The organism is Saccharopolyspora griseoalba (assembly GCF_042665275.1).
Classification (GTDB): Bacteria; Actinomycetota; Actinomycetes; order Mycobacteriales; family Pseudonocardiaceae; genus Saccharopolyspora; species Saccharopolyspora griseoalba.
The window spans coordinates 305,931-330,851 of record NZ_JBHTCJ010000007.1; the positions used below are offsets into that span (position 1 = coordinate 305,931).

Annotated in this window: 25 protein-coding genes; 12 read left to right on the forward strand and 13 right to left on the reverse strand. The window is 73.7% G+C overall.

Annotation, left to right across the window (positions count from 1 at the left end; genetic code table 11):
- Positions 1 to 79: 79 nt before the first annotated feature.
- The 6 genes from ACFQRI_RS16115 to ACFQRI_RS16140 all read right to left on the reverse strand — a co-directional run bounded on the left by ACFQRI_RS16115 (position 80) and on the right by ACFQRI_RS16140 (position 5,168).
- A complete protein-coding gene (locus ACFQRI_RS16115; RefSeq protein WP_380669293.1) occupies positions 80 to 1,093 on the reverse strand; it encodes an ABC transporter substrate-binding protein in 1,014 nt (337 codons plus the stop codon).
- On the reverse strand, positions 1,083 to 1,778 hold the full coding sequence (locus ACFQRI_RS16120) for an ABC transporter ATP-binding protein (RefSeq protein ID WP_380669295.1): 696 nt from the start codon (positions 1,776 to 1,778) through the stop codon (positions 1,083 to 1,085). Before ACFQRI_RS16120 ends, ACFQRI_RS16115 begins: the two co-directional genes overlap by 11 nt.
- On the reverse strand, positions 1,754 to 2,596 hold the full coding sequence (locus ACFQRI_RS16125; RefSeq protein ID WP_380669297.1) for an ABC transporter permease: 843 nt from the start codon (positions 2,594 to 2,596) through the stop codon (positions 1,754 to 1,756). The genes ACFQRI_RS16120 and ACFQRI_RS16125 overlap by 25 nt, the downstream gene beginning before the upstream one ends.
- Positions 2,597 to 2,951: 355 nt before the next feature.
- Positions 2,952 to 3,086, reverse strand: a complete 135-nt coding sequence (locus ACFQRI_RS16130; protein ID WP_380669299.1) for a hypothetical protein — start codon at positions 3,084 to 3,086, stop codon at positions 2,952 to 2,954.
- Positions 3,087 to 3,353: 267 nt separating this feature from the next.
- Positions 3,354 to 4,331, reverse strand: a complete 978-nt coding sequence (locus ACFQRI_RS16135; protein WP_380669301.1) for a TIGR03557 family F420-dependent LLM class oxidoreductase — start codon at positions 4,329 to 4,331, stop codon at positions 3,354 to 3,356.
- Between the two features lie 78 nt (positions 4,332 to 4,409).
- Positions 4,410 to 5,168 (reverse strand): GAF and ANTAR domain-containing protein, encoded by a 759-nt coding sequence (locus tag ACFQRI_RS16140; RefSeq protein WP_380669303.1) that lies wholly within the window; start codon positions 5,166 to 5,168, stop codon positions 4,410 to 4,412.
- 316 nt (positions 5,169 to 5,484) lie between these two features.
- On the opposite strand from ACFQRI_RS16140, the gene ACFQRI_RS16145 reads away from it, so the two are divergent.
- Positions 5,485 to 5,934 (forward strand): STAS domain-containing protein, encoded by a 450-nt coding sequence (locus ACFQRI_RS16145; RefSeq protein ID WP_380669305.1) that lies wholly within the window; start codon positions 5,485 to 5,487, stop codon positions 5,932 to 5,934.
- A 44-nt stretch (positions 5,935 to 5,978) separates the two neighbouring features.
- Positions 5,979 to 6,257, forward strand: a complete 279-nt coding sequence (locus tag ACFQRI_RS16150) for a hypothetical protein (RefSeq protein WP_380669307.1) — start codon at positions 5,979 to 5,981, stop codon at positions 6,255 to 6,257.
- 190 nt (positions 6,258 to 6,447) lie between these two features.
- Here the strand turns inward: ACFQRI_RS16150 and ACFQRI_RS16155 are convergent, their stop codons facing one another.
- Positions 6,448 to 7,050: a hypothetical protein gene (locus tag ACFQRI_RS16155; RefSeq protein ID WP_380669309.1), complete on the reverse strand. Its 603-nt coding sequence runs from the start codon at positions 7,048 to 7,050 to the stop codon at positions 6,448 to 6,450.
- Between the two features lie 316 nt (positions 7,051 to 7,366).
- Between ACFQRI_RS16155 and ACFQRI_RS16160 the strand changes: the two genes are divergently transcribed.
- The gene (locus ACFQRI_RS16160; protein ID WP_380669311.1) at positions 7,367 to 7,705 is read left to right on the forward strand and encodes a hypothetical protein; all 339 of its coding nucleotides are present in this window, start codon (positions 7,367 to 7,369) and stop codon (positions 7,703 to 7,705) included.
- Between the two features lie 84 nt (positions 7,706 to 7,789).
- On the forward strand, positions 7,790 to 9,049 hold the full coding sequence (locus tag ACFQRI_RS16165; protein WP_380669313.1) for a nucleotide sugar dehydrogenase: 1,260 nt from the start codon (positions 7,790 to 7,792) through the stop codon (positions 9,047 to 9,049).
- Here the strand turns inward: ACFQRI_RS16165 and ACFQRI_RS16170 are convergent.
- The 6 genes from ACFQRI_RS16170 to ACFQRI_RS16195 are packed head-to-tail and all read right to left on the reverse strand — an operon-like array spanning position 8,987 to position 14,529.
- A complete protein-coding gene (locus ACFQRI_RS16170; protein ID WP_380669315.1) occupies positions 8,987 to 9,457 on the reverse strand; it encodes a DUF6917 domain-containing protein in 471 nt (156 codons plus the stop codon). The genes ACFQRI_RS16165 and ACFQRI_RS16170 overlap by 63 nt on opposite strands.
- The gene (locus ACFQRI_RS16175) at positions 9,454 to 10,368 is read right to left on the reverse strand and encodes a Gfo/Idh/MocA family protein (protein WP_380669317.1); all 915 of its coding nucleotides are present in this window, start codon (positions 10,366 to 10,368) and stop codon (positions 9,454 to 9,456) included. The genes ACFQRI_RS16170 and ACFQRI_RS16175 overlap by 4 nt, the downstream gene beginning before the upstream one ends.
- Positions 10,368 to 11,456, reverse strand: coding sequence for an Ldh family oxidoreductase (locus tag ACFQRI_RS16180; RefSeq protein WP_380669319.1), 1,089 nt, complete (start codon positions 11,454 to 11,456; stop codon positions 10,368 to 10,370). The genes ACFQRI_RS16175 and ACFQRI_RS16180 overlap by 1 nt, the downstream gene beginning before the upstream one ends.
- Entirely contained in the window at positions 11,440 to 12,729 is a 1,290-nt protein-coding gene (locus ACFQRI_RS16185) for a M20/M25/M40 family metallo-hydrolase (RefSeq protein WP_380669321.1), read from the reverse strand. Before ACFQRI_RS16185 ends, ACFQRI_RS16180 begins: the two co-directional genes overlap by 17 nt.
- The gene (locus ACFQRI_RS16190; RefSeq protein WP_380669323.1) at positions 12,729 to 13,577 is read right to left on the reverse strand and encodes a sugar phosphate isomerase/epimerase family protein; all 849 of its coding nucleotides are present in this window, start codon (positions 13,575 to 13,577) and stop codon (positions 12,729 to 12,731) included. The genes ACFQRI_RS16185 and ACFQRI_RS16190 overlap by 1 nt, the downstream gene beginning before the upstream one ends.
- Positions 13,567 to 14,529 carry a Gfo/Idh/MocA family oxidoreductase gene (locus ACFQRI_RS16195; RefSeq protein ID WP_380669325.1) on the reverse strand — a complete coding sequence of 321 codons (963 nt, stop codon included), beginning with the start codon at positions 14,527 to 14,529 and terminating at the stop codon, positions 13,567 to 13,569. The genes ACFQRI_RS16190 and ACFQRI_RS16195 overlap by 11 nt, the downstream gene beginning before the upstream one ends.
- 236 nt (positions 14,530 to 14,765) lie before the next feature.
- Between ACFQRI_RS16195 and ACFQRI_RS16200 the strand changes: the two genes are divergently transcribed.
- From ACFQRI_RS16200 to ACFQRI_RS16235, 8 genes are read left to right on the forward strand one after another with little or no spacing between them, the layout of a single operon-like run.
- The gene (locus ACFQRI_RS16200) at positions 14,766 to 15,935 is read left to right on the forward strand and encodes a DegT/DnrJ/EryC1/StrS family aminotransferase (protein WP_380669327.1); all 1,170 of its coding nucleotides are present in this window, start codon (positions 14,766 to 14,768) and stop codon (positions 15,933 to 15,935) included.
- Positions 15,935 to 17,056: a DegT/DnrJ/EryC1/StrS family aminotransferase gene (locus ACFQRI_RS16205; protein WP_380669329.1), complete on the forward strand. Its 1,122-nt coding sequence runs from the start codon at positions 15,935 to 15,937 to the stop codon at positions 17,054 to 17,056. The genes ACFQRI_RS16200 and ACFQRI_RS16205 overlap by 1 nt, the downstream gene beginning before the upstream one ends.
- Positions 17,046 to 17,969, forward strand: a complete 924-nt coding sequence (locus tag ACFQRI_RS16210) for a UbiA family prenyltransferase (RefSeq protein WP_380669331.1) — start codon at positions 17,046 to 17,048, stop codon at positions 17,967 to 17,969. The genes ACFQRI_RS16205 and ACFQRI_RS16210 overlap by 11 nt, the downstream gene beginning before the upstream one ends.
- Positions 17,966 to 19,264: a protoporphyrinogen/coproporphyrinogen oxidase gene (locus tag ACFQRI_RS16215; protein WP_380669333.1), complete on the forward strand. Its 1,299-nt coding sequence runs from the start codon at positions 17,966 to 17,968 to the stop codon at positions 19,262 to 19,264. The genes ACFQRI_RS16210 and ACFQRI_RS16215 overlap by 4 nt, the downstream gene beginning before the upstream one ends.
- A 13-nt stretch (positions 19,265 to 19,277) precedes the next feature.
- Positions 19,278 to 20,864, forward strand: a complete 1,587-nt coding sequence (locus tag ACFQRI_RS16220) for an AMP-binding protein (protein WP_380669335.1) — start codon at positions 19,278 to 19,280, stop codon at positions 20,862 to 20,864.
- The gene (locus ACFQRI_RS16225; RefSeq protein ID WP_380669337.1) at positions 20,861 to 21,643 is read left to right on the forward strand and encodes a class I SAM-dependent methyltransferase; all 783 of its coding nucleotides are present in this window, start codon (positions 20,861 to 20,863) and stop codon (positions 21,641 to 21,643) included. Before ACFQRI_RS16220 ends, ACFQRI_RS16225 begins: the two co-directional genes overlap by 4 nt.
- The gene (locus ACFQRI_RS16230) at positions 21,640 to 23,235 is read left to right on the forward strand and encodes a CoA transferase (protein WP_380669339.1); all 1,596 of its coding nucleotides are present in this window, start codon (positions 21,640 to 21,642) and stop codon (positions 23,233 to 23,235) included. Before ACFQRI_RS16225 ends, ACFQRI_RS16230 begins: the two co-directional genes overlap by 4 nt.
- Positions 23,232 to 24,824, forward strand: coding sequence for a class I adenylate-forming enzyme family protein (locus tag ACFQRI_RS16235; protein WP_380669341.1), 1,593 nt, complete (start codon positions 23,232 to 23,234; stop codon positions 24,822 to 24,824). The genes ACFQRI_RS16230 and ACFQRI_RS16235 overlap by 4 nt, the downstream gene beginning before the upstream one ends.
- The last annotated feature ends 97 nt before the right edge of the window (positions 24,825 to 24,921 follow it).

A 24,921-nucleotide genomic window follows, 5' to 3' on the forward strand; every position in this document is an offset into this window, starting at 1 on the left:
GCGGACATGACTTGCTCCTCAGCTCTCCGGGATCGGGTGCGGGCGGTGGCCCGTCGTCGGCGCGGGACGGCGGGGAGGTTCATCGGGCGCTCACCACCTGGTGGTCGTACCGCCGGTCCACGAAGTCGGCGAAGCGGAACGGCGTCGTCGGCAGCACGCGCGCCGCGACGAAGGCGTCGGCCAGCTGCTGCTCGGAGGCGATCAACCGGTCGTCCAGCGGGATCGGCAGCTGGTGGCGCCTGCGCGCCGCGCGCAGCGTGATCTCCTGCGGCAGACCGGTTTCCGCGCTCCAGGCCCGCGAGCGCTGCTCGGGGTGGGCCGCGTTGAAGCGCTGGGCGCGGGCCAGCCGCGTGACGAAGTCGGCGATGGCGGCGTTCTGCCCCGCGTCCTCCAGGGAGTCGTGGGCCGCGACCTCGAAGGAGCAGCCGTTCGCGGTGCCGCGGCCGTCGACGAGCACGCGGGCACCCCGCTCCAGCTCGGCCTGCGCGGTGTAGGGGTCCCACACCGCCCACGCGTCGAGCCTGCGCTGGGTGAACGCCGAGTACGCCTCGGCGGGTTGCATGAACGAGAGGTCGACGTCGTCGAGCGGGATGCCGGCCGCGGCGAGGACGTTGAGCACGTTGCCGTGCGCCGAGCTGCCCTTGGCCACTCCGATCCGCTTGCCGCGCAGGTCGCCGACCGCGCGCAGCGGTGATCCGGGCAGGACCAGGATCGCGTCGGAGACCGGATCCTGCTGCGCCGCTGAGACGATCGAGAGATCGGCGCGCGCGGCCGCGGCGAACAGCGGTGGGGTGTTGCCCACGCCGCCGACGTCGACGGCGCCCGCGGCGACCGCCTCCAGCAGCGGTGGACCGGAGGTGAACGTGGACCACTCGACGCGGTACGGGGTCTCCAGCAGGTTCGCCGCGCTCAGCAGGGAGCGCTGGTTGCCCTTCTGGTCGCCGACCCTGAGCACCGCACCGGAGAGCCGATCAGGCGGGACCGGAGGCGGGACCGAGGCCCGTCGCGGTGCCGAGGTGGTGCGCCCGCAGGACGCGAGCAGGACGGTCGACAGGGCCGCACCGGTGGTCTGCAGGAATCGCCTACGCCGCACGGGTTTCCACCCCCAGGTCGTCGAGCACCCGATCGCGCAGCGCGGAGAGCTCGCGCTCGTCGCCGGGGCGCGGGTGTTCGGCGGAGATGCGGCCGTCGGCCAGCACCAGGGTCCGATCCGCCAGCGTCAAGGCCTCCTCGACGTCGTGGGTGACCAGCAGCACCGCGGGCCGGTGGTCGCGCCAGAGCCCTTGGACCAGCCGGTGCATCGACGCTCGGGTCAGCGCGTCCAGCGCGCCGAAGGGCTCGTCGAGCAGCAGCAGCTGAGGTTCGCGCACCAGCGCCCTGGCCAGCGAAACGCGTTGCGCTTCACCGCCGGAGAGAGTCAGCGGCCAGGACTTCTCGTGCGCGGCCAGGCCCACCTCGCCGAGCGCGCGGCGGGCCACCTCCGCGGGGTCGTCGGCGCGCAGGCCCAGCCGGACGTTCTCGCCGACCGAGCGCCACGGCAGCAGCCTCGGTTCCTGGAAGGCCACCGACACCGAGCTCGGGAGCCCCGCGCGCCCCTCGTGCTGCGCGTCCAGGCCGGCCAGGATCCGCAGCAGGGTGGACTTGCCGGAGCCGCTGCGGCCCACCAGGGCCACGAACTCACCCCGGTCGATCCCCAGGTCCAGGTGGTCCAGGACCGGGCGGCCGTCGAACCGCTTGACCAGATCGCGCACGATCACCGCACCGCGTCGAGCCGCCATCGCAGCGCCCTCCTCTCCAGCAGGCGCACGAGCGCGTCGGTGAGCAGGCCCAGCGCCGCGTAGACCAGCAGGCCGAACACGATGACGTCGGTGCGCAGGAACTCTCGCGCGTTGTTGATCAGGTAGCCGATCCCGGTATCGGTGTTGACCTGCTCGCCGATGATCAGCGACAGCCAGGCGACGCCCAGGCCCTGGCGCAGGCCGATGAGGACGTTCGGGAGCGCCGAGGGCAGCACGACGTGCCGGATCCGCTGGGCTCGGGTGAACCCCAGCACCGAGGCGGCTTCGAGCAGCTTCGGGTCGACGCCGCGGATGGCGCCGTGGACGTTGAGGTACATCGGGAAGACCACGCCGAGGGCGACCAGGGCGATCTTCGGCGCCTCGCCGATGCCGAACCAGAGGATGAGCAGCGGCACCAGGCCCAGGTGCGGCAGGGTGCGCAGCATCTGCAGCGGCGGGTCCAGCAGGTCGTTCCCCCAGCGCGCCAGCCCGGCGAGCAAGCCCGCAGCGAGCCCGAGGGTCACGCCGAGCAGCGCGCCGAGCGCCACCCGGCTCAGCGACACGGCCAGGTGCGGGCCGAGCTCGCCGCTGATCACCAGCTCCCACCCGGAGCGCAGGATCACGTCGGGAGCGGCGAGCTTCTCCGGCGGGACCAAACCGGTGCCGCTGACCAGCTGCCAGATCCCCAGCAGCGCGATCGGGCTGATCCAGCGGCGCAACTGCCTCGGGTGCGGCGGTTTTCGTCGTGGTGGTGGGTCGGGATCGGTCGCGCGCGGGACCTGGGCGGAAACCGCCTGGGGCGCGGTGGACGTGGACATCTTGCCTCCCCGTGGAGAAGGGCCGCGTGGGCCGAAGAGGGCAGGGCGGAGCGATCGCCGCGGTGGTCGGCGACGGGGGAGAAGCGGGGTGCGGTCTGCCGGCTGCGGTCGGCTCAGGAGTCGCGACAAGCGCAGGAGGCGACCCGCAGGAGGTCGATGTGCGCGCGCTGGACGAGCAGCCGACGGGAGAACATGACCTGATCGAAGCAGCCCCTCGACGCCCCGTCAACGAACTTCCACATTATGGGATGCTTTCCCATAGGTGTTGTTTGACCAGTTCAGGGGGTTCGGCGGGTTGAGGTCCCGCGCATGACGACGCCCCGGCCGATGGCCGGGGCGTCGTCATGCGCGGTGTTCACCCGGGTGGGATCCGAGGGCCGGTGTGCAGCAGCGGGTCGCGCTCGCCCGAGCCCTCGTGCTGGTTCGAATCCGGGAGTCGGCGGGCGAACGCGTCGCGCGCCCGCTTGGCCAGCGCCCGCAAGCGCTCCATCGCTCTCACCCCTCAGCTCTCGCGGTGATCGGCCAGGAGCTGTTCAGAAGTCGCTTCGCTCGGCGGTTTCCAGTGGGAGGACCCGAGCGACTGCCGGCGTCAGTCCCACGCCTGAAACGGCGGCTCCCCGAACAGCACCCATCGTTCCTCGCACTGCATCGGGACGTCGGATGAGGTGGTGGTCGAAACCTCCTCTCCCGAAACGCTCTTCGCTCGCACCCGCCGGGTCGTCCGGTACCGGGCGGTGTTAAACCCGCAGCGGGGAGCTCACCCGGCGATCGACTCGCGCAGCGCGGGCAGCAGCTCGGCGCGGGCGAAGTCGAAGAACCGGTCGGCGTCCTCGCCGATCCCGATCTGCACCAGCGCCACGTCGGTGAAACCGGCCTCGCGGTAGTTCGCCACCGACTCGACGATCTCGTCGACGCCCGGCCCGCACGGGATGGACGAGGTGATGTCCTCCAGCCGCACGTACCGCGTCGCGGAGTCGAAGGCCGCGGGCCCGGGCAGCTCGGCGTTGACCTTCCACCCGCCGGAGAACCAGCGGAACTCCTCCCAGGCGCGCTTCGCGGCCGCGTCGCGGTCCGGGCCCCAGCAGACCGGCTGCTGGCCGAACTTGCGCGCGCCCGGACCGACCGCCGCGTCCCAGCCCCGGCACAGCCCCGGATCGGGCTGCACGGCGATCATCGAGTCGGACAGCGGCGCGAACCGCTCGATCGACTGCGCGCCGGAGACGGCGGTGGCGATCGGGACGCGCTGCTCGGGCAGGTCCCAGAGCTTCGCCGAATCCACCCGGTAGTGCTCGCCCGAGAAGTTGACGTAACCGCCGTCGAACAGGGAACCGATGATCCGCAGCGCCTCGCCCAGCATCTCGTGGCGGACGTTGACCGGCGGCCAACCCTCGCCGATCACGTGCTCGTTGAGGTTCTCGCCCGCGCCGACGCCGAGCGCGAACCGGTCCTGGGACAGCAGCGCGGTGGTCGCGGCCTTCTGCGCCACGACCGCGGGGTGGTAGCGCATGATCGGCGCGGTCACGAAGCTCATCAGGTCCATCCGCTCGGTGACCTGCGCGACCGCCCCCAGCACGCTCCACGCGTACGGCGAGTGCCCCTGCGGGGCCAACCACGGGGAGAAGTGATCGCTCATCACCGCGAAGTCGAAGCCGGCCCGCTCGGCGGCCGCCGCGTGCGCCACCAGCTCCCGCGGTCCGGATTGCTCGGTCATCAGGGTGTATCCGAAGCGGACCATCTGGTGAGCCTCCCGTCGCTCGGCTCGGTGGATTCCACTCCGCGAGTAACCACCGTCGTAATCCGGGAAACCCTCCGGTCAGCGGTGCCGGTCGCGCTCGACGTCGCGCACCAACCAGCCGGCCACCTCGGTGAGCTTGAGGTTGGTCTGCTGGGAGCTCTCCACGAGCATGCCGAAGGCCCGGTAGTCGTCGATGCCGAAGCGCTCCATGAGCACGCCCTTGGCCTGACCGATGAGGTCGCGGGAGCTCAGGGCGGTGGACAGCTGCTCGGCGTTGTGCGCGTGGGCCAGGGCCAGCCCCGCGTGCGAGGCGAACAGCTCGCCGAGCAGGACCGCGTCGTCGTCGAACACGCCGGGTTCGCGCGAGTACAGGTCGAGCACGATCCGCCGCAGGTCGTGCCCGGTGTCCAGCCGGTAGCACAGCGCGCCGGCGATGCCCTCGCGCCGCGCGGCGGCGGCCAGGGACGGCCACCGCCGGGTCTCCTCGCGCAGGTCGTGCACGCGGACGGTGCTGCCGGTGGTCAGCGCGTGCAACCCGGGTCCCTCACCCGTGTCGTTCTGCAGCCGGTCGGCGATCGCGGACAGCTCGCCGGTGGCCACCCGCTGGACCAGGCGGCCGTCCTCGGTCAGCTCCGCGATCCCGGCGCTCTCGGTGCCGGGGATGGCGTCGGCGGCGCCGCGCGCCGTGGAGGTCAACGTGGCGTTGAGATCGCGCACGCCGCTGAGCCAGCCGACCGCCCCGGCGAGCCAGGCGATGAGGCGGTCGGCTTCCCCGGTGGTCAACATGCCCGATCGGGTCGGGTGCGGGCGCTCCTGGTCGTCGTGGTCAAGGGCCACCTCTCTCCGACGGGCGGCCGGGTGGGGACGTCGATCGCGAATCGGCCGCGAGGACACGAAGATACGCGCGTGGAGCCCGAGCGCGCTGCGGGCGAGGGAGCCGGCGCGGTTCCGGCACGTGGCCAACTCCGGCAACCATCGGTAGGCTGGCCAGCACTGTCGGTTGAGACCACAGCCGCTGCCGCTCCGCCACCGGTCCGCAGGGCGCGCCGGCCCCCTCGCCGGTCGCGCCGCCGCCGGTGGGCGCCGAGCGGATTTCCGATTCCCGGGTCGCGCGCCGTCCGGCGCGCGCTTGAGCAGGCGTGAGGTGGTACTCGTGGCGAACTCCGACCGCATCGGCGCGACCGGCCGGGACCGAGCCGTGCCCTTCCCCAGGAAGGACGCCGCGCGATCGATCGCCGCGCCCGGTTCGCTGCGGATCCGGGTCGCCCGTCCGGGTGGCGGGGTGCTGGTCGTCCAGGCCGTCGGCGATCTGGACGCGGCTGGCCAGCACTTCCTCGCCGAACCGGTCCGCCAGCGCCTCGTGGGCACGGCGTCGAGGGTCGTGCTCGACCTCTCGCAGATCAGCTTCATCAACACCGACGGGGTGGGCGTCCTGCTGGAGGCCTGCCAGCGCGCCGAATCGCGCGGCAAGGACTTAGTCCTGATCTCCTCGCCCGTCGTCGACCGGTTGCTGGGACTGCTCGGCCTGGCCGGGCGGTTCCGCTACGCCCGCGGCCCGGAGGAGGCCGCCGGAGGCGCGCACCCCGCTGGGGCGAGCCAGTGAGCGACCGGGTGTCGCCGCGCCCGCCGGAAGGGTAGACCGGTGGTATGGAGAAGCGCGAGCGCTCCGACTACGAGCGCGGGCTACCCGGTTATCACGACCCGCTGGCCGGGTTCGGCGGTGCGCCCTACGCGCGCAGCGCCCTGACCCTGCGGCTGGTGCTGGCCGGCTTCGGGTTCGCCTTCAGCCTCGTGGTCGGGATCCTGATCCTGGTGTGGATGCCGGAGGGCGCCTGGTTGGGCTGGGTCCTGCTCGGCGTGGCGGTGCTGGCCGCGGCGAACTTCGCCTGGGTGGCGCACCGCAAGCGCCGGGGCGAACCCGGCTGACCCGGAGCGCGCCCCGGGCGGTGACGAAGCCGCGCTCCGCGTCCCGCGAGCGCGGAGCCGAGCGGCGCGGCCGAGGTCGTCTCGTCCGGAGGACGCCTCGGCCCATCGACGCCCGCCCGGGAAGCGCTCCGGGCGGGCGTGCCGGCGGTGGGTGGAGCCGTGCCTCCACCCACCGCGCGAAGAGCTCGGGTCACTTGCTCATCTCGTAGCTGCCGCTGAAGTCCATCGACTTGACCCCGCCGGTGAGGCAGCCGCCCGCGAGGCTGGACGGGTCGATGTCGGCCTTGCCCGTGTGCTTGTTGCCCTTGAACTCGCCGTCGGTCCCCTCACCGGTGAACGCACCGGTGATCGGCTGGGACGGCTTGCTGAGGTCGCCCTCCATGTTGAGCTCGAAGTCCGCGGTGCTCGTCTTGGTGCTGCCATCGGCGTAGGTCCAGGTGATCTCGACGTCGCCGCCGACGCCTCGCGGCAGCGAGGTGCAGGACATCTTCCCGCTCAGGTCGCCGCTGAACTTGGCGCTGACGACCTCGTCCTGACGGGCGGCCTGACCCTTGCAGCCGCTCGCCTCGCCTTCGACCTTCATCTGGGTGCTCTCGCCGGCCGGGTTGAGCGACAGCGCGGGCGAGAACTCCGCGGTGCCGGACAGGTCGCAGGTGAGCACCGCCTCCGGCGCTGGTGCGGGGGACCGCTCCGGTGACGCGTTCGCGGTCAGCGCACCCGACAGCAGCGGGGCTGCGACCATCGCCGCGGCAGCGCCGAGCACAGTGGACTTCTTCCCGAAGTTGGAAAGCATGCGGAATCGACTCCTCGGTTCAGTGGGAATGAAGGGCAATCCGTCCCGCCCCTCGATTAAGGATGGGAGCACGGGGTTCTCGGCGCGGCACTTCGAGTAGCACGATCGTGCGCTTCGCAGGCACGACGCGGCGTTTTCGGCTCCTCGGGATCCTTCTTCCGCCGTGCGCGGCGTTTTTCCCGTTGCTAATGTTCACCGGAGTTGCGCCTCGCTCCGTGTTCCGTTGAATCCCAACGAATTTCGGAACTCCCGTGTTCCTCGGAGGGTCGTCCTCCGCGGCGGAGCGAGGCGTTTCATAGCGGAAGGGGAATATGTCATGTGGAACATGCGCGCTGCGGCGGTGTTGGCCGCATCCGGTTTGCTGGTGGCGGGAATCGCCGGTTCGGCCGGTGCGCAAGCGCCCGCCCCGAAGCAGGGCGACGAGCAGGTCCTGGTCTTCATCCTGGACCAGGTCGTTCCGGTCGAGAAGTTCGAGAACCCGGACGGCTGCTACGAGCTTCCCGCGGGAACGCACGTCGTCATCAACGACACCAGCCGCGACATCACGCTCCACGCCAGCCCGGACTGCGGGCAGAGCTCCCCGGAGCCCGGGGTGACCCTCAAGGCGGGCCACGGAGCGCACGAACTCCCGGCGTTCGGCAGCTTCTCGGCGTGAGAACCGGCTGGAACCGGGTTCGCGCGGCGGTGCCGCCGCCCGGGGCCGTCCGAATGACCGTTCTGCTCGTTGCGGAGGACGTGGATGTCGGTTGATCTCGTCGTCGTCGGTCTCGGTTACGTCGGACTGCCCCTGCTGGCCAGGGCCGTCGAATCCGGGGTGACCGCAGCCGGTTTCGACATCTCGGCGGAGGTGGTGTCCGGGCTGAACGCGGGCCGCTCGCACGTGACCGACGTGCCGGACTCCGCGGTCGCCGAGATGACCTCCGCGGGTTTCCGCGCCACCGCGGACCCGGCCGTCATCGCCGAGGCCGAGACCGTCGTGCTGTGCGTGCCGACCGGTCTGTCGGCGGACGGCGCGCCGGACCTGGGTGCTGTCCGGTGCGCCGCCCGCACCGTGGGCGAGCGCCTTCGCAGGCACATGCTCGTGGTGCTGGAATCCACCTCCTACCCGGGCACGACCGAGGAGGTCGTGCTCCCGATCCTGGAGAGCGCCAGCGGGCTGACCGCCGGCGAGGACTTCCACCTGGTGTACTCGCCGGAGCGCATCGACCCGGGCAACGAGCGGTTCGGCGTGCGCGACACCCCCAAGATCGTCAGCGGGATCACGCCACTGTGCGCGAAGTTCGGCGTGGCCTTCTACGGGCGGTTCATCGACTCCCTCGTGCTCTCCCGCGGCACGCGGGAGGCCGAGATGGCCAAGCTGCTGGAGAACACCTACCGGTACGTCAACATCGCGCTCGTCAACGAGGTCGCCATGTTCTGCCACCGCGCGGGCATCGACGTGTGGGACGTGCTGCACTGCGCGGGCACCAAGCCGTTCGGCTTCGCCCCGTTCCACCCCGGGCCCGGAGTGGGCGGGCACTGCATCCCGGTCGACCCGATCTACCTGGAGACCATGGCCGAGCGCACCGGCTTCTCGTTCCGCACGCTCGCGGCCTCGCGGGAGGTGAACGCGCGGATGCCGGGCCACGTCGTCGAACGCGCCGAAGGGCTGCTGCGGGAGCGAGGTGCGCCGGTGGCCGGAGCGCGGGTGCTGCTGCTCGGGGTGAGCTACAAGCCCGACGTCGCCGACACCCGGGAAACCCCGGCCCGCCCGGTGGCGCGCGGACTGCTCGCCGCGGGCGCGCAGGTGGTCTACCACGATCCCGGGGTGGTCGGGTTCGAGGTCGACGGCCGGGAGCTGCCCGCGGTGAGCTCGCCGGAGGAAGCGCTGCGGTCGGCCGACCTCGCCGTGCTGCTGCAGGACCACGCGTGCTACGATCCGGTGCGACTGGTCGGCTCACGGTGCCTGCTGCTGGACACCCGCGGCGAGCTGTCCGGGGAGAACGTCCGCCACCTCTAGCCCCGGGCCCTGCTCGAACGAGCACACCTCTTCCGGGCGGATACCCAGATCCGCGCCGCTGAGCGGGATCTCGGCGCGCACGAGCACGTTGTAGTGGTTGGGGAAGTGGCAGGCGTCGAAGCCCAGCACCTCGCCGATCCTGCGGTCGCCGATGCGCAGCACGTCGCCCCGATCGATCACGCCGCCGCGCTCGAACTCGGCGAATCCCAGGAACGCCACCCTGTCGACGCGGGCGCCCGGCTGCGTCGCGCACTGATCGGTGGACACCAGCTCGTGCACCTCGCCGCGGCGGACGCAGCGGCTGGCGTGCGGCTCCAGCGCCATGCCGCGCTCGCTGCGGTGGTGCACCAGCACCTTGACCAGGCGCGCCGTCAGCGGGCGCTTCGGGCCGTCCTCCTCGGGGTTCACGCGAGCTCCTTCCGTGCCGGTCGGCGGTAGGTTTCGTGGACCAGTTCCAGCGCCGCGAGCCCGCCGTCGTGCGGGCGATTCCCGGCGTCGATCGCGGCGGCGAACTCGTCGAGGACGCCGCGGTACTCGTGCCAGAGCGAGGACTTGAACCCGGGATGACCGGCGAGCATGTCGGCGACCAGGCGCGTGCCGTCGGCCAGCAGCACCTCCAGGTCCTTGACCTCGCCCGGGTACGACCAGTCGAGCTCGACGACGGCGGGCGCGCCGCCCCCCGAGGACAGCTCGACGACCGCTCGCCGGTCGAGGCCCCGCCGGTCGGTGACCACCGTCGCGTGCTCGAGCTCGACCTCGCCCAGGAAGAGCCGGACCAGGTCGAAGGCGTTCGGCCCGTTGTCGGCCACGCAACCGCCGCCGCAGCGCTGCGGATCGAGGTACCAGGTGTCGCCGCCGATGTGCTCCTCGATGCGCTCCAGGTAGCGCACCCGCAGGGCGGCCGGGCCGCCGCGAGCGGCCACCTCGGCGCGCAGCCGCAGGACGTTGTCGTTGTAGCGGCGGTGGAAGGAGGTCAGCAGCGGCGGCCCGCCGCGCGAGAGCTCCACCAGCTCGCGGGCGTCGGCGGTCGAGAGGGCCAGCGGCTTCTCCACGCACACCGCGATGCCGCGGCGCAGGGCCTCGCGGCAGACCTCGGCGTGCGCGTCGTTGGGCGCGGTGACGACCACCGCGTCCAGCTCGACGCCGTCGAACAGCTCGCGGTGGTCCCGGAAGCACCGCACCTCGGGCGCGAACCCGGTCAGCGCGGAGGACCGCACGTCGCACGCGGCGCTGAGCCGCCAGCCCGGCCGGGACCGCAGCGCGCCGAGGTAGTACGCCGAGATCGCCCCGAGCCCGACGACCGCCACCCGCCGCGCCATCAGCCGGCCACCGGCTCGGCGTCGCGCAGTTCGAGCAGCTGCCGGTGCAGCTCCGGCCGCAGCGGAACGCCGTCGCGGCGCCGCCGCAGCGAGCGCTCGGCCTCCCACCAGCCGGGGTAGCGCACCTGAGCATCGGCGTCGATGGACGGGCAGTCGAGCAGGGTGCCGAACATGGCGCGGGCCGCCGCGGCGAAGTCCGGGCGCAGCCGGTCGGCGGCGATGGCGAGCACGAAGCACCCGATGTCGTCGTCGTGCCCGTGCGGCCCGCCGTCGCCGCGCAGCGCCTCCGGGGCCGGGCCGAGACCGGAGCCGGACAGCAGCGCGGCCAGCAGCTCCACCGCCAGGCCGAGCCCGAATCCCTTGTGCGCGCCCGTTTCCACGTCACCGCCGAGCCACCGGAGGTGGGCGGTTCCGCCGTCGAACGCGGCCGGATCGGTGACCGGACGTCCGGCGTCGTCGGCCAGCCACCCCGCGGGGATCTCGGTCCGGTCGGCCGCGGCCAGGCGCACCTTGCCGGTGGGCACCGCGGTCGTGCTCATGTCCAGCACGAAGGGGTGGTCCGGCAGCGCGGGGGCGGCGATCGCCAGCGGGTTGGTGCCGAGCATGGTCAGCGCGCCCAACGGAGGCCGGGCGATGCGCTGGCCACCGCAGTTGCCCGCCACGACGCCGATCATCCCGCGCTCGGCGGCTCGGGCCGCGTGGAACCCCACGCACCCGAAGTGGGTCGCTCCCCGCACCGCGAGCAGGCCGATCCCGTGCTCCTCGGCGCGCTCGACCGCGCGGTCGACGGCCTCGGCCGCGGCCCACAGCCCGAGCGCCCGGCCCGCGTCGACGCTCGCGCACGCGCCGAGGTCGGTGCCGGTGGTGAGCTCGGCTCGCGGATCGACCCGACCGGACTCGAACAGCGGCAGGTACAGGCGAGGCAGGTTGAACACGCCGTGCGAGGTGAACCCGCACAGGTCCCCGTGGCACAGCGCCGAGGCGGCGGTGGCGGCGCGGTCGGCGGGCACGCCGCGCTCGGTGAACGCGCCGCTGACCAGCGCGTGCAGCTCCTCGTGCGGGATGGTGACGTCAGACTGCCGGTGCATCGCGCTGCTTCCTCCCGGGAGTGGTGCCTTGCCGTGCGAAGTCGATGAGCAGCGCGGAGACGACCGAGGCGAACTCGGCCAGCTCGGCGCGGTCGGCGTGCTCGCCCTCGGCGTGCGCGTTGTTGGCGTCCAGGTGGCCGGGCCCGAGAACGGCGGTGTAGCAGTCGGTGCGCCCGTGCAGCCAGATCGCGTCGCAGGTGAAACCGGGCTCGGCGGGCGGCCAGCGGGCGGCTCCCGCGCGGGCGAGCAGCTCCTCGGCCCAGGGGTCCGCGTCGTCCAGGCAGGGCAGCCCGCGCTTGAGCCACTCCAGCCGGGTGATCGCCTCCGCATCGCGCGCGGTTCGATCGAACTCCCGGGTACCGGCGAACAGCTCCCGGAAGCGGGTGAGCCCGCTGGCGAGCTCCGCGCGCAGCGCCGTCTCGGCCTCCCGGCCTTCGCGGGTGCTCGCGTAGGAGAGGTTGAGCAGCAGCTCGCCGCTGCCGTAGACGCGGTTGTGCTGCTCGCCGGTGCGCAGCCCGGCCACGCACAACCTGCCCGGGCGGTCGCGCGCGTCCAGCCGCGCGGCCAAGTGCTGGGCGAGGAACCCGAGCAGCACCGAGGCGTTGTGCCCGGCGTCCGGGCGGTCGTCGATGCTGCCGCGTCCGGCGACGCGCAGCCGCGCGGTCATCGACGCGGTGGCTCGCGGCAGGAAGCGGAGCCCGGTGGGCTCGCAGAAGATGTTGAGCCTGCCGACGAAGCCCCGCTCGACGAGCGGGCGGGTGCCGAAGGTGCCCATCGCCCCGCCCTCCTCGCCGGAGACCACCTGCACCAGCACCGACACCTCGCGGCCGAGCTCGGGCGCGGCGCCGATCGCTTCGCGGATACCCGAGAGCAGTGCCACCGCGGGGCCTTTGGCGTCGATCGCGCCGCGGCCGGTGAACCGGCCACCGCGCAGGCCGACGGGTTCGAGCCCGGCGACGGTGTCCAGGTGCACGTTGAACATGACCGTCGACGAGCGCGGCAGCTCCGGACCGAGGCGCAGCACCATGCTCGGTTGGTCCGCGAGGGAGCCCGGCCCGGCAGCGCGCACGGCCTCGGGCACGTCGTCGCGCTCGATCACCCGGGCGGGCGGAGCGGAGTGGTGCACCACCTGGAAGCCGAGCGGTTCGGCGGCCCGCGCGTAGGTCCGCTGCGCCTGCCAGAGCCGCGGCCGGTCGGGCCCCTCCAGGGGGTTGACCGTGGGCGTGGCCAGCAGGTCCAGCAGCAGCGCCGCGTCGTCGTCGGTGAACGGCATCAGCGCACCCCGGCGCCGGGAGCGGCGAGCTCGGCCAGCAGCCCTTCCAGCCGGCGCCCGGCTCGCGCGAACGCGTCCGGATCGGTCCCCTGCAGGCCCTCGTGCGGCCGGGTGACCAGGTGCGGTTCGAGCGAGAGCGGGCCCCGGTAACCGCCGTCGAACAGCAGGCGCAGGCATTCGCGCACCCGCGCGTCCCCGTCGCCGGGGAGCACGTACTCGGCGCGGCCCGGACCGCCCACGGCGTCCTTGACGTGCACGTGCTCGACGTGCGGCAGGATCCGGCCGAGCACGGTGAGCGCGTCGTAGCCGTGCTCGATGCCGTTGCCGGTGTCGAACAGCAACCGCAGGCACGGCCCGGCGGCGTCGAGCAGGCGCAGCATGCGGTCGGGATCCGAACCCGCCCAGCCCTCGCAGTTCTCGTGCAGCAGCAGCGCTCCGCGGCGCGCGGCCCGGTCGCCGAGCAGGGCGAAGCGCTCCAGCACCCGGGCGCGCCACTCGGGCTCGGGCAGCCCGCCGCTGGGACAGGACATCACCCGGATGGCGCGGGTGCCGAGAGCGGCGCCGCGCTCGGCGAGCACGTCGAGCTCGTGCAGATCGGCGTCCGGGGGATCGGTGATCGGGCGGGACCGGTTGCCGATCCGGGAGTCCAGGCACACCACCCGGACACCGGCGTCGGCGACCGCGTCGCGCACCCGCGCGAAGCTCGCGTCGTCGAGGTCCGCCAGCGCGCGCCCGTCCACGGTGCGCAGCTCGACGGCCCGCCACCCGAGCTCGCCGATCGCGCCGAGCTGGGCGGGCAGCGACATCGCGGCCTCGTCGCCGATCCCGGCGAGCTGGTCAGCGCGCATGGGCGAGCGTCCTCTCCTTGGCGGTCGCGAGCAGCCGGACGATCTCGCGGTGCAGCTCGAACGTGCCGTGCTCGGCGTTCGGTCGGTGGAAGTGGCGGTAGGCGCGCAGCACGAACCTGGTGAGCGCGTCGTCGCTGAAGACCTCCCGGGAACCGGCGGTTTCGAGCTGCGCGTGATCGTCGTCGGCCCCGACCGGGTAGTGGCCCACGACGGACCCGCCGTCGAGGCCGATCTCGATCCTGCGGCGCCGGTGGGGCGCGGTCAGGTCCGAGCGGATCTCGCTGCGCGCGCCGCAGTCGTGCTCCAGCGACAGCCTGGCCCCGCCCATGCCGGCCAGGGCGGTGCCGGGGAGGTGCATGTCGGAGCACTCGGCCCCCACCACCCGCGCCGGCCCGGCCAGCCGCAGCACGACGGCGAGCGAGTGCGGGATCTCCACGTCGAAGGCGGTGGGGTGATCGGCGGACGCGGCCGAGCGGGTGAACCGGGGCTTGTCCTGATCGAACGAGATCGAGCGCGGGATTCCTCGGCCCACCCGCTCGGCGAGCCGATCGGTGAGCCGGGAGTCGAGCCAGTGGCTGACCACCACCAGGTTCAGCCCGTGCCGCGCGCGCAGCTCATCCACCTCGGCCAACTCGTCGAGCCCGGTGGCCAGCGGTTTCTCCACGACGATGGAGCGGAAACCGCGCTCGGCCAGTTCGGCGAGCAGCGCGGCGCGGCCCTCCGGCGGGGTGCACAGGTGCGCCACCGCGCGCCGCGGGTCCAGCGTCGCGGTGGCCGCGTCGATCGAGGTGCAGCTGGTGATCTCCGGGCGGTGCCTGCTCGGGTCCGGATCGCAGCCGATCACCGGGCCGGGCGCGAACAGCTCGCCGGCGCGAGCGCGGGCCCGCGCCAGCACCCGCAGGTGCAGATCGGCACCGGCGTGACCGAGCCCGATCACGAATGGCCGCAGCATGGGCACAACCGTCCTCAGTGGATTGAATGGTGCGCGGGGAATGGAACGGCGACGTTCCGGCGACGATCCGTCGACACCGATCATTCCGGGTGCGGAACCCGTTCTGCTGCTTGGAGAAGTGCTTCTCACTGGAAGGTGTGAAGATGGTGCTCCCGGATGTCGATCGGTCCCCGCCGTGGCTACTTTCAGATCGGTCGGTCGCCGAATTCCGAACGTTGTCAGGGAGTTGGTTCAGCTTGTCGCGCGGGGCGGAATCCACCGGGGGAGGGGTCGCGGCCGAGCCGGTGCCGTTCTTCTCCCAAGCTCGGACCTTCGAACGGCTCTGGCCGGAGATCAGCGCTCGCATCACCGAGGTCTTCGACAACGGGAAGTTCTCCCACGGCAAGCAGGTCGGCGAGCTGGAGGGCGCCCTCGCCGCCCGCACCGGGGCCAGGCACGTGGTCGGCGTCAACAGCGGAACCGACGCCCTGGTGCTGCTGCTGCGCGCGCTCGGGATCCGCCCCGGCGACGAGGTCGTGGTGCCCGCCTACTCGTTCATCGCCACCGCCTCGGCGGTGGTGCTGGCCGGCGGCCGCCCGGTGTTCGCCGACATCGATCCGGTGGGTCACGCGATGGACCCGGCCGAGGTCGCCCGGGTGGCGGGGCCTCGCGCGCGGTTCGTCATGCCCGCGCACCTGTTCTGCCGGATGGCCGACATGGCGGCGCTCGGCGAGGTCGCGGCCGAGCGCGGGCTGACCGTGGTGGAGGACAGCGCCGAGGGCGTCGGGATGCGCCAGCGCGGCGTGCACGCGGGCCTGCACGGGGCGGGCGGCGTGCTGTCGTTCTTCCCCGCCAAGACCCTCGGCGCCATCGGGGACGCCGGGGCGGTGCTCACCGACGACGACCGGGTCGCCGGGGCGGTGGCCGCGCTGCGCCACCACGGCAGGGCCGGGGCCACGCTGGACAACTTCCCCGGCATCGCCACCGAAACCGGGTTGGTCGGCACGAACAGCAAGATGGACGACATCCAGGCCGCCGTGCTGCTGGCGAAGCTGGACCACCTCGACGACGACATCGCGCGGCGCGCGGAGCTGGCCCAGCGCTACCGGCGGGGGCTGGACGGGCTGGTGCGGGTGCCGTCTGCCGACAGCTCGGGCGTGTACTACGCCTACCTGATCGAGACCGAGCACCGCGACGAACTCGTCGAGTTCCTCGCGGGACGCGGCATCGGGACGGAGACCTACTACCCGCTCCCGCTGCACCTGCAGCCGTGCTTCGCCGGGCACGGGCACCGGTGGGGCGACTTCCCGAACGCGGAGGCCGCCAGCACCCGCGCGGTGGCCCTGCCGCTGTACCCCGACCTGGAGCTCGCGCAGGTCGACCGGGTGTGCGCGGCGGTGCGCGAGTTCCTCACCGGGAGGCGCTGATGGAAATCCCGTTCTTCCCGCCCGATCTGTTCGACACCGACCGCAAGGTCATGCTGGACCTGATCCGCGAGATCGGCACCGCCGCCGACCAGAAGTTCATCCTCGGCGAGCACACCGCGGCGTTCGAGCGAACGCTGCGGGACGCGGTGGGTGCGGCCGACGTCGTCGCGTGCGGTAGCGGCACCAGCGCGCTCGGCCTGGTGCTGCGGGCGATGGACATCGGCCCGGGCCAGGAGGTCGTGGTGCCCGCCTTCGGGTGCGCCCCGCTGGCCTCGGCGGTGCTGGAGGTCGGTGCTCGGCCGGTGTTCGCCGACGTCGACCGGCGCACCATGGTGGTCGATCCGGACGACGTCGCCGCCCGGATCACCGATCGCACCGCGGCGATCATGCCCGCGCACCTGTTCTCGATCATGGCCGACGTGCCGCGGCTGGTCGAGCTCGCCGACGCGCACGGCTTGCGGCTGCTGGAGGACTCCGCGGTGGCCCAGGGCGCGGTGCTGCGCGGCACCCCGGCGGGCTTGTGGGGCGAGGCAGGCGTCTACTCCTTCGTCCAGGTGAAGTCCTTCGGCATGCCGGGGGAGGGCGGTGCGGTGGTGACGCGCGACGCCGAGCTCGGTCGACGGGCGCGCCTCCTGCGCAACCACGGGCAGGGCGGAACGCGGTTCGTGCACGAGGTGGTGGGCGTGAACAGCCGCTTCGACGAGATCCAGGCGGCGTTCCAGACCTACCGCTTCGCGGGTTTCGCCGAGCGCCTGGAGCGGCGCGCGAGCATCGCCGAGCACTACACCGCGCGCTTCACCGGGCTGCCCGGCGTGGTGCCGCCCCCGCCGGGGCGGGACGGGCGCTGCTACTACGTCTACTGCGTGCAGGCCGAGCGGCGCGACCGGCTGCGCGACTTCCTCGGCGAGCGCGGGATCGGCACGCACGTGTACTACCCGCAGCCGCTGCCCCGGCAGGCGGCCTTCGCGCCGCACGCCCGGGCCGGGGACAGGTGGCCGAACGCCGAGCACGCCGCGGAGCGGATCCTGGCGCTGCCGGTCCACCCCCACCTCACCGACGCCGAGGTCGAGCGCGTCGCCGATGCCGTCTGCGAGTTCGCGGAGGTCGCGCATGTCCGCTGAGACCACCGCGGTCGGGTCGGAGAGCCGGTTCCGCAGCTTCCTGCGGCTCGGCAAGTTCGACGTCTACGACTACTACCTGGGCATCCTGATCGTGGTCGCCGCGGTCCAGGAAGTGTCGGCGACGCTGGTGCTGTTCCTGCTCGGCGAGATCGCGGTGATCGTGGCCGGGGTGGCGCTCGACGACATCACCGGTTTCCGCGACGGCAGCGATCTGGTCAACTACGGGCCGGACGACCGGCTGCGCAAGAAGCTCCGCAAACCGCTGGTGGCCGGAACCCTCACCGAGGCCGAGGCGCTGCGCTTCGCCTGGATCGCCGCCACCGCCGGCGCGGTGCTGTGGGCGATGGCGGTGCTGACCGCGCCGCACCGGCCGGTGTGGGCGGTGCTGCTGCTGGCGCTCGTGTACGCCGCCGCGCTGCAGTACTCCTGCGGGCTCAAGCTGAGCTACCGCGGCTTCCAGGAGGCGTTCCTGGTCGTGCTCGGCATGACCCTCGTGCTGGCCCCCTACGGACTGATCACCGGGGAGTTCTCCGGGTTCGTCCTGGTGCAGGCCGTGCTGTTCGGCACGGGGCCGCTGATGTTCGGCGTGTACTCCAACACCAACGACGTCGAGGGCGACCGAGCCGTGGGGCGGCCGACGGTCGCCGCGCGGACCTCGGCGCGCGGCAACGCGGCGTTCATCGGTGCGCTGTCGGCAGGCGAGTTCGCGCTGGCCGCGCTGGCGTCGCTGACCGGGATCGCGCCCTGGTGGTTCGCGCTGCTGGTGCTTCCCGCGGCCGCGCTGCGCGCGCGGCAGTTCCACCTCGGCTTCGCGGCCGGGGAGATCATGCGCGCCCGCAGGCTCGGGTTCACCGTGCACCGGCTCCACGTGGTGCTGCTCGTGCTGGCCAACCTCCTGGTGGTGTCCGGATGACCAACGACGTGGACGTGGCGGTCGTTGGAGCGGGGATCGCCGGTCTCACCGCGGCGCGCGAGCTCAGCCGCGCCGGGCTGGAGGTGCGGGTCTACGAGGCGTCCGAGCGGGTCGCCGGCCGGATGGCCAGCGTGCGCGCCGGAGGCAGCACGATCGACACCGGGGCCGAGCAGCTGTCGCCGCGCGGCTACCAGGCGACCTGGGAGCTGCTGGGCGAGCTCGGTTTTCGCGCCGACGACGTGCCGCCGATCGGGCACCCGATCGCGATTCGGCGGAACGGCCAGGTGCACAACGGGTTCGGGTCGCTGCGCGGCCTGCTCACCGGAGCCGGGATGTCGGTCCGGGCGAGGCGGGACGCCCTCCGGCTGCGCGTCCCGGTCGACGCCGAGCGCCCCGAGCGGTCCTCGCTGGGGCTGACCACGGTCGCCGAGCTCGCCCGCCGCCACCACCCGGAGGTGCGGGACTACCTGCTGCAGCCCGCCGCGTCGTTCTGCCTCTGGGACGTCGAGCGCTCCTGCGCCGCGGTGCTGCTCGGGATGCAGCGAGCCGTGGGGGACGCGGCGAACTGGCGCACCTACCGGGACGGGATGGACGCGCCGTGCCGCCGGATGGCCGAGCAGCTGGACGTGGTGCTCGGCCACCCGGTCCGGGAGGTCGTCGCCGACCGGGACCGGGCCCGGCTGCGCACCGACGCGGGCGAGGTGACCGCGCGGCAGGTGCTGCTGTGCGTGCCCGCGCCGATCGCCGCCGAGCTGCACGCCAACCCGCCGCGCGAGGAGGCGGAGTTCCTGGCCGCGAGCACGTTCACCTCGGCGCTCAAGGCGGCCTTCCCGCTCCAGGAGCCGGTCCAGCTGCCGGGACGGCCGTACCTGCTGGTCACCCCGCGAGCTGAGGAGGACGTGCTCGCGGGTCTGGTCCTCGACCACGTCAAGCACCCCGGCCGGGTGCCCGCGGGCCGGGGACTGGTGACCGCGCTGCCCAACCACGAGCGCACCCGGGAACTGCTCGGCGCGCCGGACGCCGAGGTGATCTCGCAGCTGGCCGGGGCCGTCCGGCGGTACCTGCCCGGCGTGGAGACCGGCGGTGCCGTGGTGCACCGCCACCCGAACGCCCTGCCCGAAGCAACACCCGCCGCGCTGGCGGCCCTGCCGCGCTTCCGCGCCCGGCCGACCGGACCGGTGGACTACGCGGGGGATTGGACGACGCCGCGCCCCTACAGCGAAGGAGCGGTGCGGGCGGCCGCGCTGGCGGCCTCCCGCGCGCTCAGCAGGCTCGGCTCGCCGCTCCCGGTCTGACGAGGAGGTCAGGATGCGACCGCACGACATGGGCGTGCTCTTCGACGAAGCCGCCGAACGGGGCCACCCGACCACCGCGCGACCGGACCGGCCGTTCGACATCGCGCCGGATCGGGCCGGTCCGCACGACGTGCCCGCGCTGGCCGAGCTGGTGCGCGCAGCCGCAGGGTGGTGGGCCGCCGCCGGTGCGCGGCGCGGCGACCGGGTGGCGGTCCTCAAGGACAACCACTGGGACATCGACCTGCTGGCCTGCGCGGCGATCCGCATCGGGGCGATCCCGGCCAAGCTGTCGGCGCACCTGCCCGCCGGGAGCGCCGCGGCACTGCTCGCGCGGCTCGAACCGGAGGTCTTGCTGACGACTGCCGGGGTGCTGCACCGGGCACGGGCCGAAGGGGTGGATCTCGCCTCGCTCGCCCGCACCGCGATCACCATCGACGGCCCGGCGCCTGGTGCGGTGGACCTCGACGAGCTGCGCGGGCACCGGACGCCGGGGCACCGGCGGCGCCGCGACGACGATCCGCTGCTGATCACCCACAGCTCCGGCACGACCGGCGAGCCCAAGCTGGTCGTGCACTCCACGCGAACGATCATCGGAGCTCTGGCCAGGTTCGAGGCGCTGCCGGTCCCGATCGTCGGCATCCGGCGCGACGACGTGCTGGCGACCGCGAGCGCCTACGCGCACGGGCGCACGTTCTGCTGGACGGCGGTGGCGCTCAGCGCGGCGCCCGAGGAGATCGTGCTGCTCACCGAGCCCGACCCGGATCGGGCCGACCCGCTGCTGCGCGCGCACCGGCCCACGGTCGTCGAGGGGCTGCCCGCCGCGTTCGTGCGACTCGCACCGCTGACCGAGCGGCTGGCCAACCCGTTCCGCCGCACCCGCCTGTTCATCAGCACGTACGACGCGGTGCACCCGCCGACGGTGCGCGCCTACCTGGCCGCCAGCCGCCGCCGGTTCCCGCTGTGGTTGGACGGCTGGGGGCAGACCGAGACCGGTCCGCTGACCTTCCGGCTGCACCACCGCCGCTCGGCCGCGCGCGGGCGGTCGGGAGCGCACCGGGTCGGGCGCGCGATCCCGGTGAAGACGCGGCTGCGCGCGGTCGACCCGGACGCGCTCCGGCCCGTGCGGCGCGGGCGACCGGGTCTCGTGCTCGCCCGGACGCGCGCGTTGTGCCTGGACTACCTGGGCGAGTCCGAGCGGTTCGCGAGCAAGCGGCACGGGGTCTGGTGGAACACCGGCGACATCGGGATCCGCCGGTGGGACGGCAGCGTCGAGCTGGTGGACCGCGAGGTCGACCGCGCCCCGGCGGGCAGCTGCGTGGCCACCGAGGACGTGCTGGAGGAGCGGCTGCCGCAAGCCCTGGAGTGCGTCCTGCTGGCCCGTGCCGAGCGGCCGCCGCTGCCGGTGGTGATCACCCCGGACGGCGCGCTGCCCGAGCTCGCCTGGCGCCGCGCCAGCCGAGACCTGCCCGCGATGTCCGACCCGGTCGTGCTGCGCTGGGACGAGGTCCCGCGCACCGGAACGGGCAAGGTCCGCAGGCTCGAGCTGCTCGACGGCCTCACCGGGGAGACCGACACCTGCGGATCGGGGCGGTGGACATGACCGGGGCGTACGTCTTCAGCAACGACAATCCGGCCAGCGCCGAGCAGCACCGCTGCCTCGCGGCCGCCTACGACCCGGTGACCACCGCCCGGTTGGCCGCCGCCGGCGTCGCCGACGGGTGGCGCTGCCTCGAGGTCGGCACCGGGCGCGGTTCCGTGGCGCGGTGGCTGGCCGAGCGCGTCGGCCCCACCGGCGAGGTGCTGGCCACCGACATCCGGCCCGGCGAGATCGACGGGCCCGCGAACCTGGTGGTCGTCGAGCACGACATCACCACCGATCCGCTGCCCGCGGCGCGGTTCGACCTGATCCTGGTCCGGCTGGTCCTGCAGCACCTGCCGCAGCGCGAGCGGGTGCTCGGCCAGCTGGTGGCGGCGCTCCGGCCCGGTGGCCTGCTGCAGGTCGACGAGCTGGACGCGGGCTACGAACCGGTCCTGACCGCGGCGGACCCGGGGTTGTGCGAGAAGTTCTTCGCGGCGAAGAGGGCGCACATGCGCTCGCACGGCGGCGATCCCGAGTGGGGGCGCGAGGCCGCCGAAGCGATGCGCGCCGCCGGGCTGGTCGACGTCGATCCGCACGTGCACGTCGCGACCCGTCGCCCGGGCTCGCCGGAGCTGGGGCTGCAGCTGCACCACATCGGGCACCTGCGGGAGGGCCTGCTCGCGGCGGGCATGACCGAGCAGGAGCTGCGCAGGGTGGGCGAGGTGATGCGGGCGCCGGACTTCCGGGCGTGCTCGGGCGTCCTGTACTCGGTGCAGGGCAGGAAGGAGATGCGCTCGTGACGCCCGAGGTCGCCGACCGGGTGGCGGCCGGGCTGCTGCGCGGGCTCGGCGAGGCCCCGGTCGTGCACTGCGAGATCGACTGGTCCGGCCCGGTCGAGCTCCCGCTGCCGGACGAAACCGCGGTGCAGGCCGCGTGCGGGATCGCGCACGTGCACGGGCGCGCCGCAGGCAGACCGCAGCGGCTCGGGATCGACTACGCCTCGGCGCTGGCCGGAGTGCTGGCCGCGCAGGCCGCCCTGGCGGGCACGCTGGGCAGGTCGCGCGGCGCCGCCATCACCTCGGCGCGCACCTCGGTGGCCCAGGCGGCGCTGCTGGGCGTCGGGCAGTACCTGGCGGTCGCCACCACCGACGACGACTGGGTCGAGAGCTGGGAACCCGGTGGGCGACCGCCCTTCCGGACCCGCGACGAGGTCCGCTTCGAGCTCGAGACGCTCCACCCGGAGGGCTGGCAGCGGTTCTGGCGGCGGCTCGGCGCGGACGCCGCTGACGTGGCCGCCGGGTGGTGGCCCTTCCAGCAGCGCTTCGCCACCGCCGCGGCCCACCTGCCCGAAGGGCTGCACGCGCTGGCGCGCCGGTACCCCTACGCCGAGATCGCGCGCGCCGCGCGGGAAGCGGGCACGAGCGTGCTGCCGGTGCGCGCGCAGCCCTCCCAGCCGGTGGGGGTTCCCGCGTGCTCGTTGCGGGAACTGCCGGGACCGGGCTCGTCGCGCCGCTGGCAGCGCGGCGAGCCGCTGGACGGGATCACCGTCGTCGAATCCGCGCGGCGCATCCAGGGACCGATGGTCGGGCACGTGCTGCGCATGCTCGGCGCCGAGGTCGTCCGGGTGGAACCGCCGGGCGGTGACCCGATGCGCGGGATCCCGCCGATGTCCGGGGGCTGCTCGGCGCGGTTCCGCGCGCTCAACGACGGCAAGCGGGTCGAGGAGATCTACCTGAAGTCGGCGGCCGGGCGACGAGCGCTGCTCGAGCTGGTGGCGGAGGCGGACGTCTTCGTGCACAACTGGGCACCGGGCCGGGCCGAGCGCTGCGGCCTCGACGCCGACGACCTCGCGGCGAGCAGGCCCGGCCTTGTCTACGCCTGGTCGTCCGGCTGGGCGCCGCTGGACTGGCCGGAGCCGCCGCTGGGCACCGACTTCCTGGTCCAGGCGCACAGCGGCATCGCGGCCGCGGTGCAACCGCCCGGCGAACCGAGCGCGCCGTCGCTGATGACCCTCACCGACGTCCTCGGCGGGCTGGTGTGCGCCGCCGGTGTCCTCGCGGCGCTGGTGCGCAGGGAGCGCACCGGGCGCGGGTCCCGGGTGGACAGCTCGCTGTACTCGGCCGCCGGGGTGCTGCCCAGGCGCGCGCGGCCGCCGGCACCACTCGTGGCCACCGCGGACGGCCACCTGGCGCTGCCGGAGGGCAGCGCGCTCGATCCGGCTCGGTTGCGCCGGGCCACGACCGAGCACTGGGTGCGGCGCCTGGCCGCCGAAGGGGTCCGGGCCACGCCGGTGTGCGCGGACCTGCGCGAGCTCGCGGCCGATCCGCGGGTCAAGGCCGCGCTGCAGCGCTCGACGCACGTCTCGCCACTACCTCCCTGGGAGTTCGCATGACCTGGACGTCCGGCAACGGGATCGAGATCGACGACCACGTGCTCGCGCAGCTGCGCCGCGAGTGGGTCGAGGCCGGGTTGTGCCCGGGCCGGGCCGTGCACGAGCTGTTCGCCGAGCACGTCCGCGCGCATCCGCGGCGGGAGGCCGTGATCGACGCTGCGGGAGCGCTCGACTACGCGGCCCTGGAACGCGAGGTCCGTCGGGTGGCCGCGGCGCTGAGCGAGGAGGGCTTCGGCGAGCGCGACATCATCGGCATCCGGCTGCCCGACGACCGGCGGGCAGTAGTGGCGGAGCTGGCCGTGGCGGCCATCGGAGCGGTCGCCCTGCCGTACCCGGCGGGCACCGGGCACCGGGACACGATCAGCCTGCTGGGCCGATCGCGGGCCGCCGGCGGGATCTTCGCCGATCCGGCCGACGCCGAGACGGCGTCCGGCCTGCCGACGCTGCGGGCGGCCCTGCTGTTCGACGCGCTGGACTCCTCGGCCGACTGGCGGCCGCCGCGAGTGGACCCGGCGGCACCGGTGCGCATCCTGGTGACCTCCGGTTCCCGGGCCGAACCGAAGATGATCGCCTACTCGCACGACGCGATGACCGGTGGGCGCGCCAACTACGTGCGCGCTCTGCACGAGGGCGAGGAGCCGATGCGCGGGCTGATGCTGATGAAGCTGTCGTCCTCGTACGGCTCGCTGGCCACCCACGTCGCGATCGCCGCGCTCGGTTCGACGGTGGTCCTGCAGGACCGCTTCGACGCGGCCGAGACCCTGCGCGCGATCACCCGGCACCGGCCGACCCACCTGTTCGGCGTGCCGACCATGCTGCGCAGGCTCGCCGAGAGCCCCGAAGTCGCGGGGGAGGACCTCTCCAGCCTGCGCGCCGTGGTCTCCAGCGCCGCACCGCTCTCCGACGTCACGGCGCGGGCGTGCGCGGAGCGGTTCGCGACCCGGGTCATCACCGTCTACGGCTCGTCGGACGGGATCAACTGCCACACGGCGCGCACCGGCACCGGCGGCGGTTCCGGCACCGGCCGGCCGGACCCGTCGGTGGCCGAGATCCGCATCGTCGACGAGCGGGGGAACGACGTGGGTCCGGGCGAGAGCGGCGAGATCTGGGCGCGCGGCCCGATGACGCCGCTGTGCTACGTGGCCGATCCGGAGCTCGACGCCCGGTACCGCGCCCCCGGCGGGTGGGTGCGCAGCGGCGACCGGGGCGTGCTCGACGAACGCGGCAGGCTGCACGTGCTGGGCAGGATGGAGCAGGTGGTGTCCCGGGGCGGCTACCACATCAGCCCGGCGGAGGTGGAGCGCGAGGTCGCGGCGCACCCCGGGGTGGTCGACGTCGCGTGCGTGCCCGTCCCGGACGAGGACCTCGGCGAGCGGTTGTGCGCCTGCATCAGCCCGGCGGCCGGGATCTCGCAGCTGTCCCTGGACGAGCTGACCGCGTTCCTGGAGCGCGATCGGGGGCTGGAGCGCCGCAAGCTGCCGGAGTTCCTGCTGCAGCTGCCGGAGCTGCCGCTGGCCGCGACCGGCAAGGTCTGCAGGCGCACCGTCGCCGAGCTGGCCGAGCAACGGGTTCGCTCGGGAACTGCTTAGGAACTCGGCGCATCGCTCTCGACGCATGGCCGCGACGTCGCGGCGGTGCGGGCCTCCGCTGCGCACCCGGGAGCAGCGGATTCGCCGCGCTCCCGGG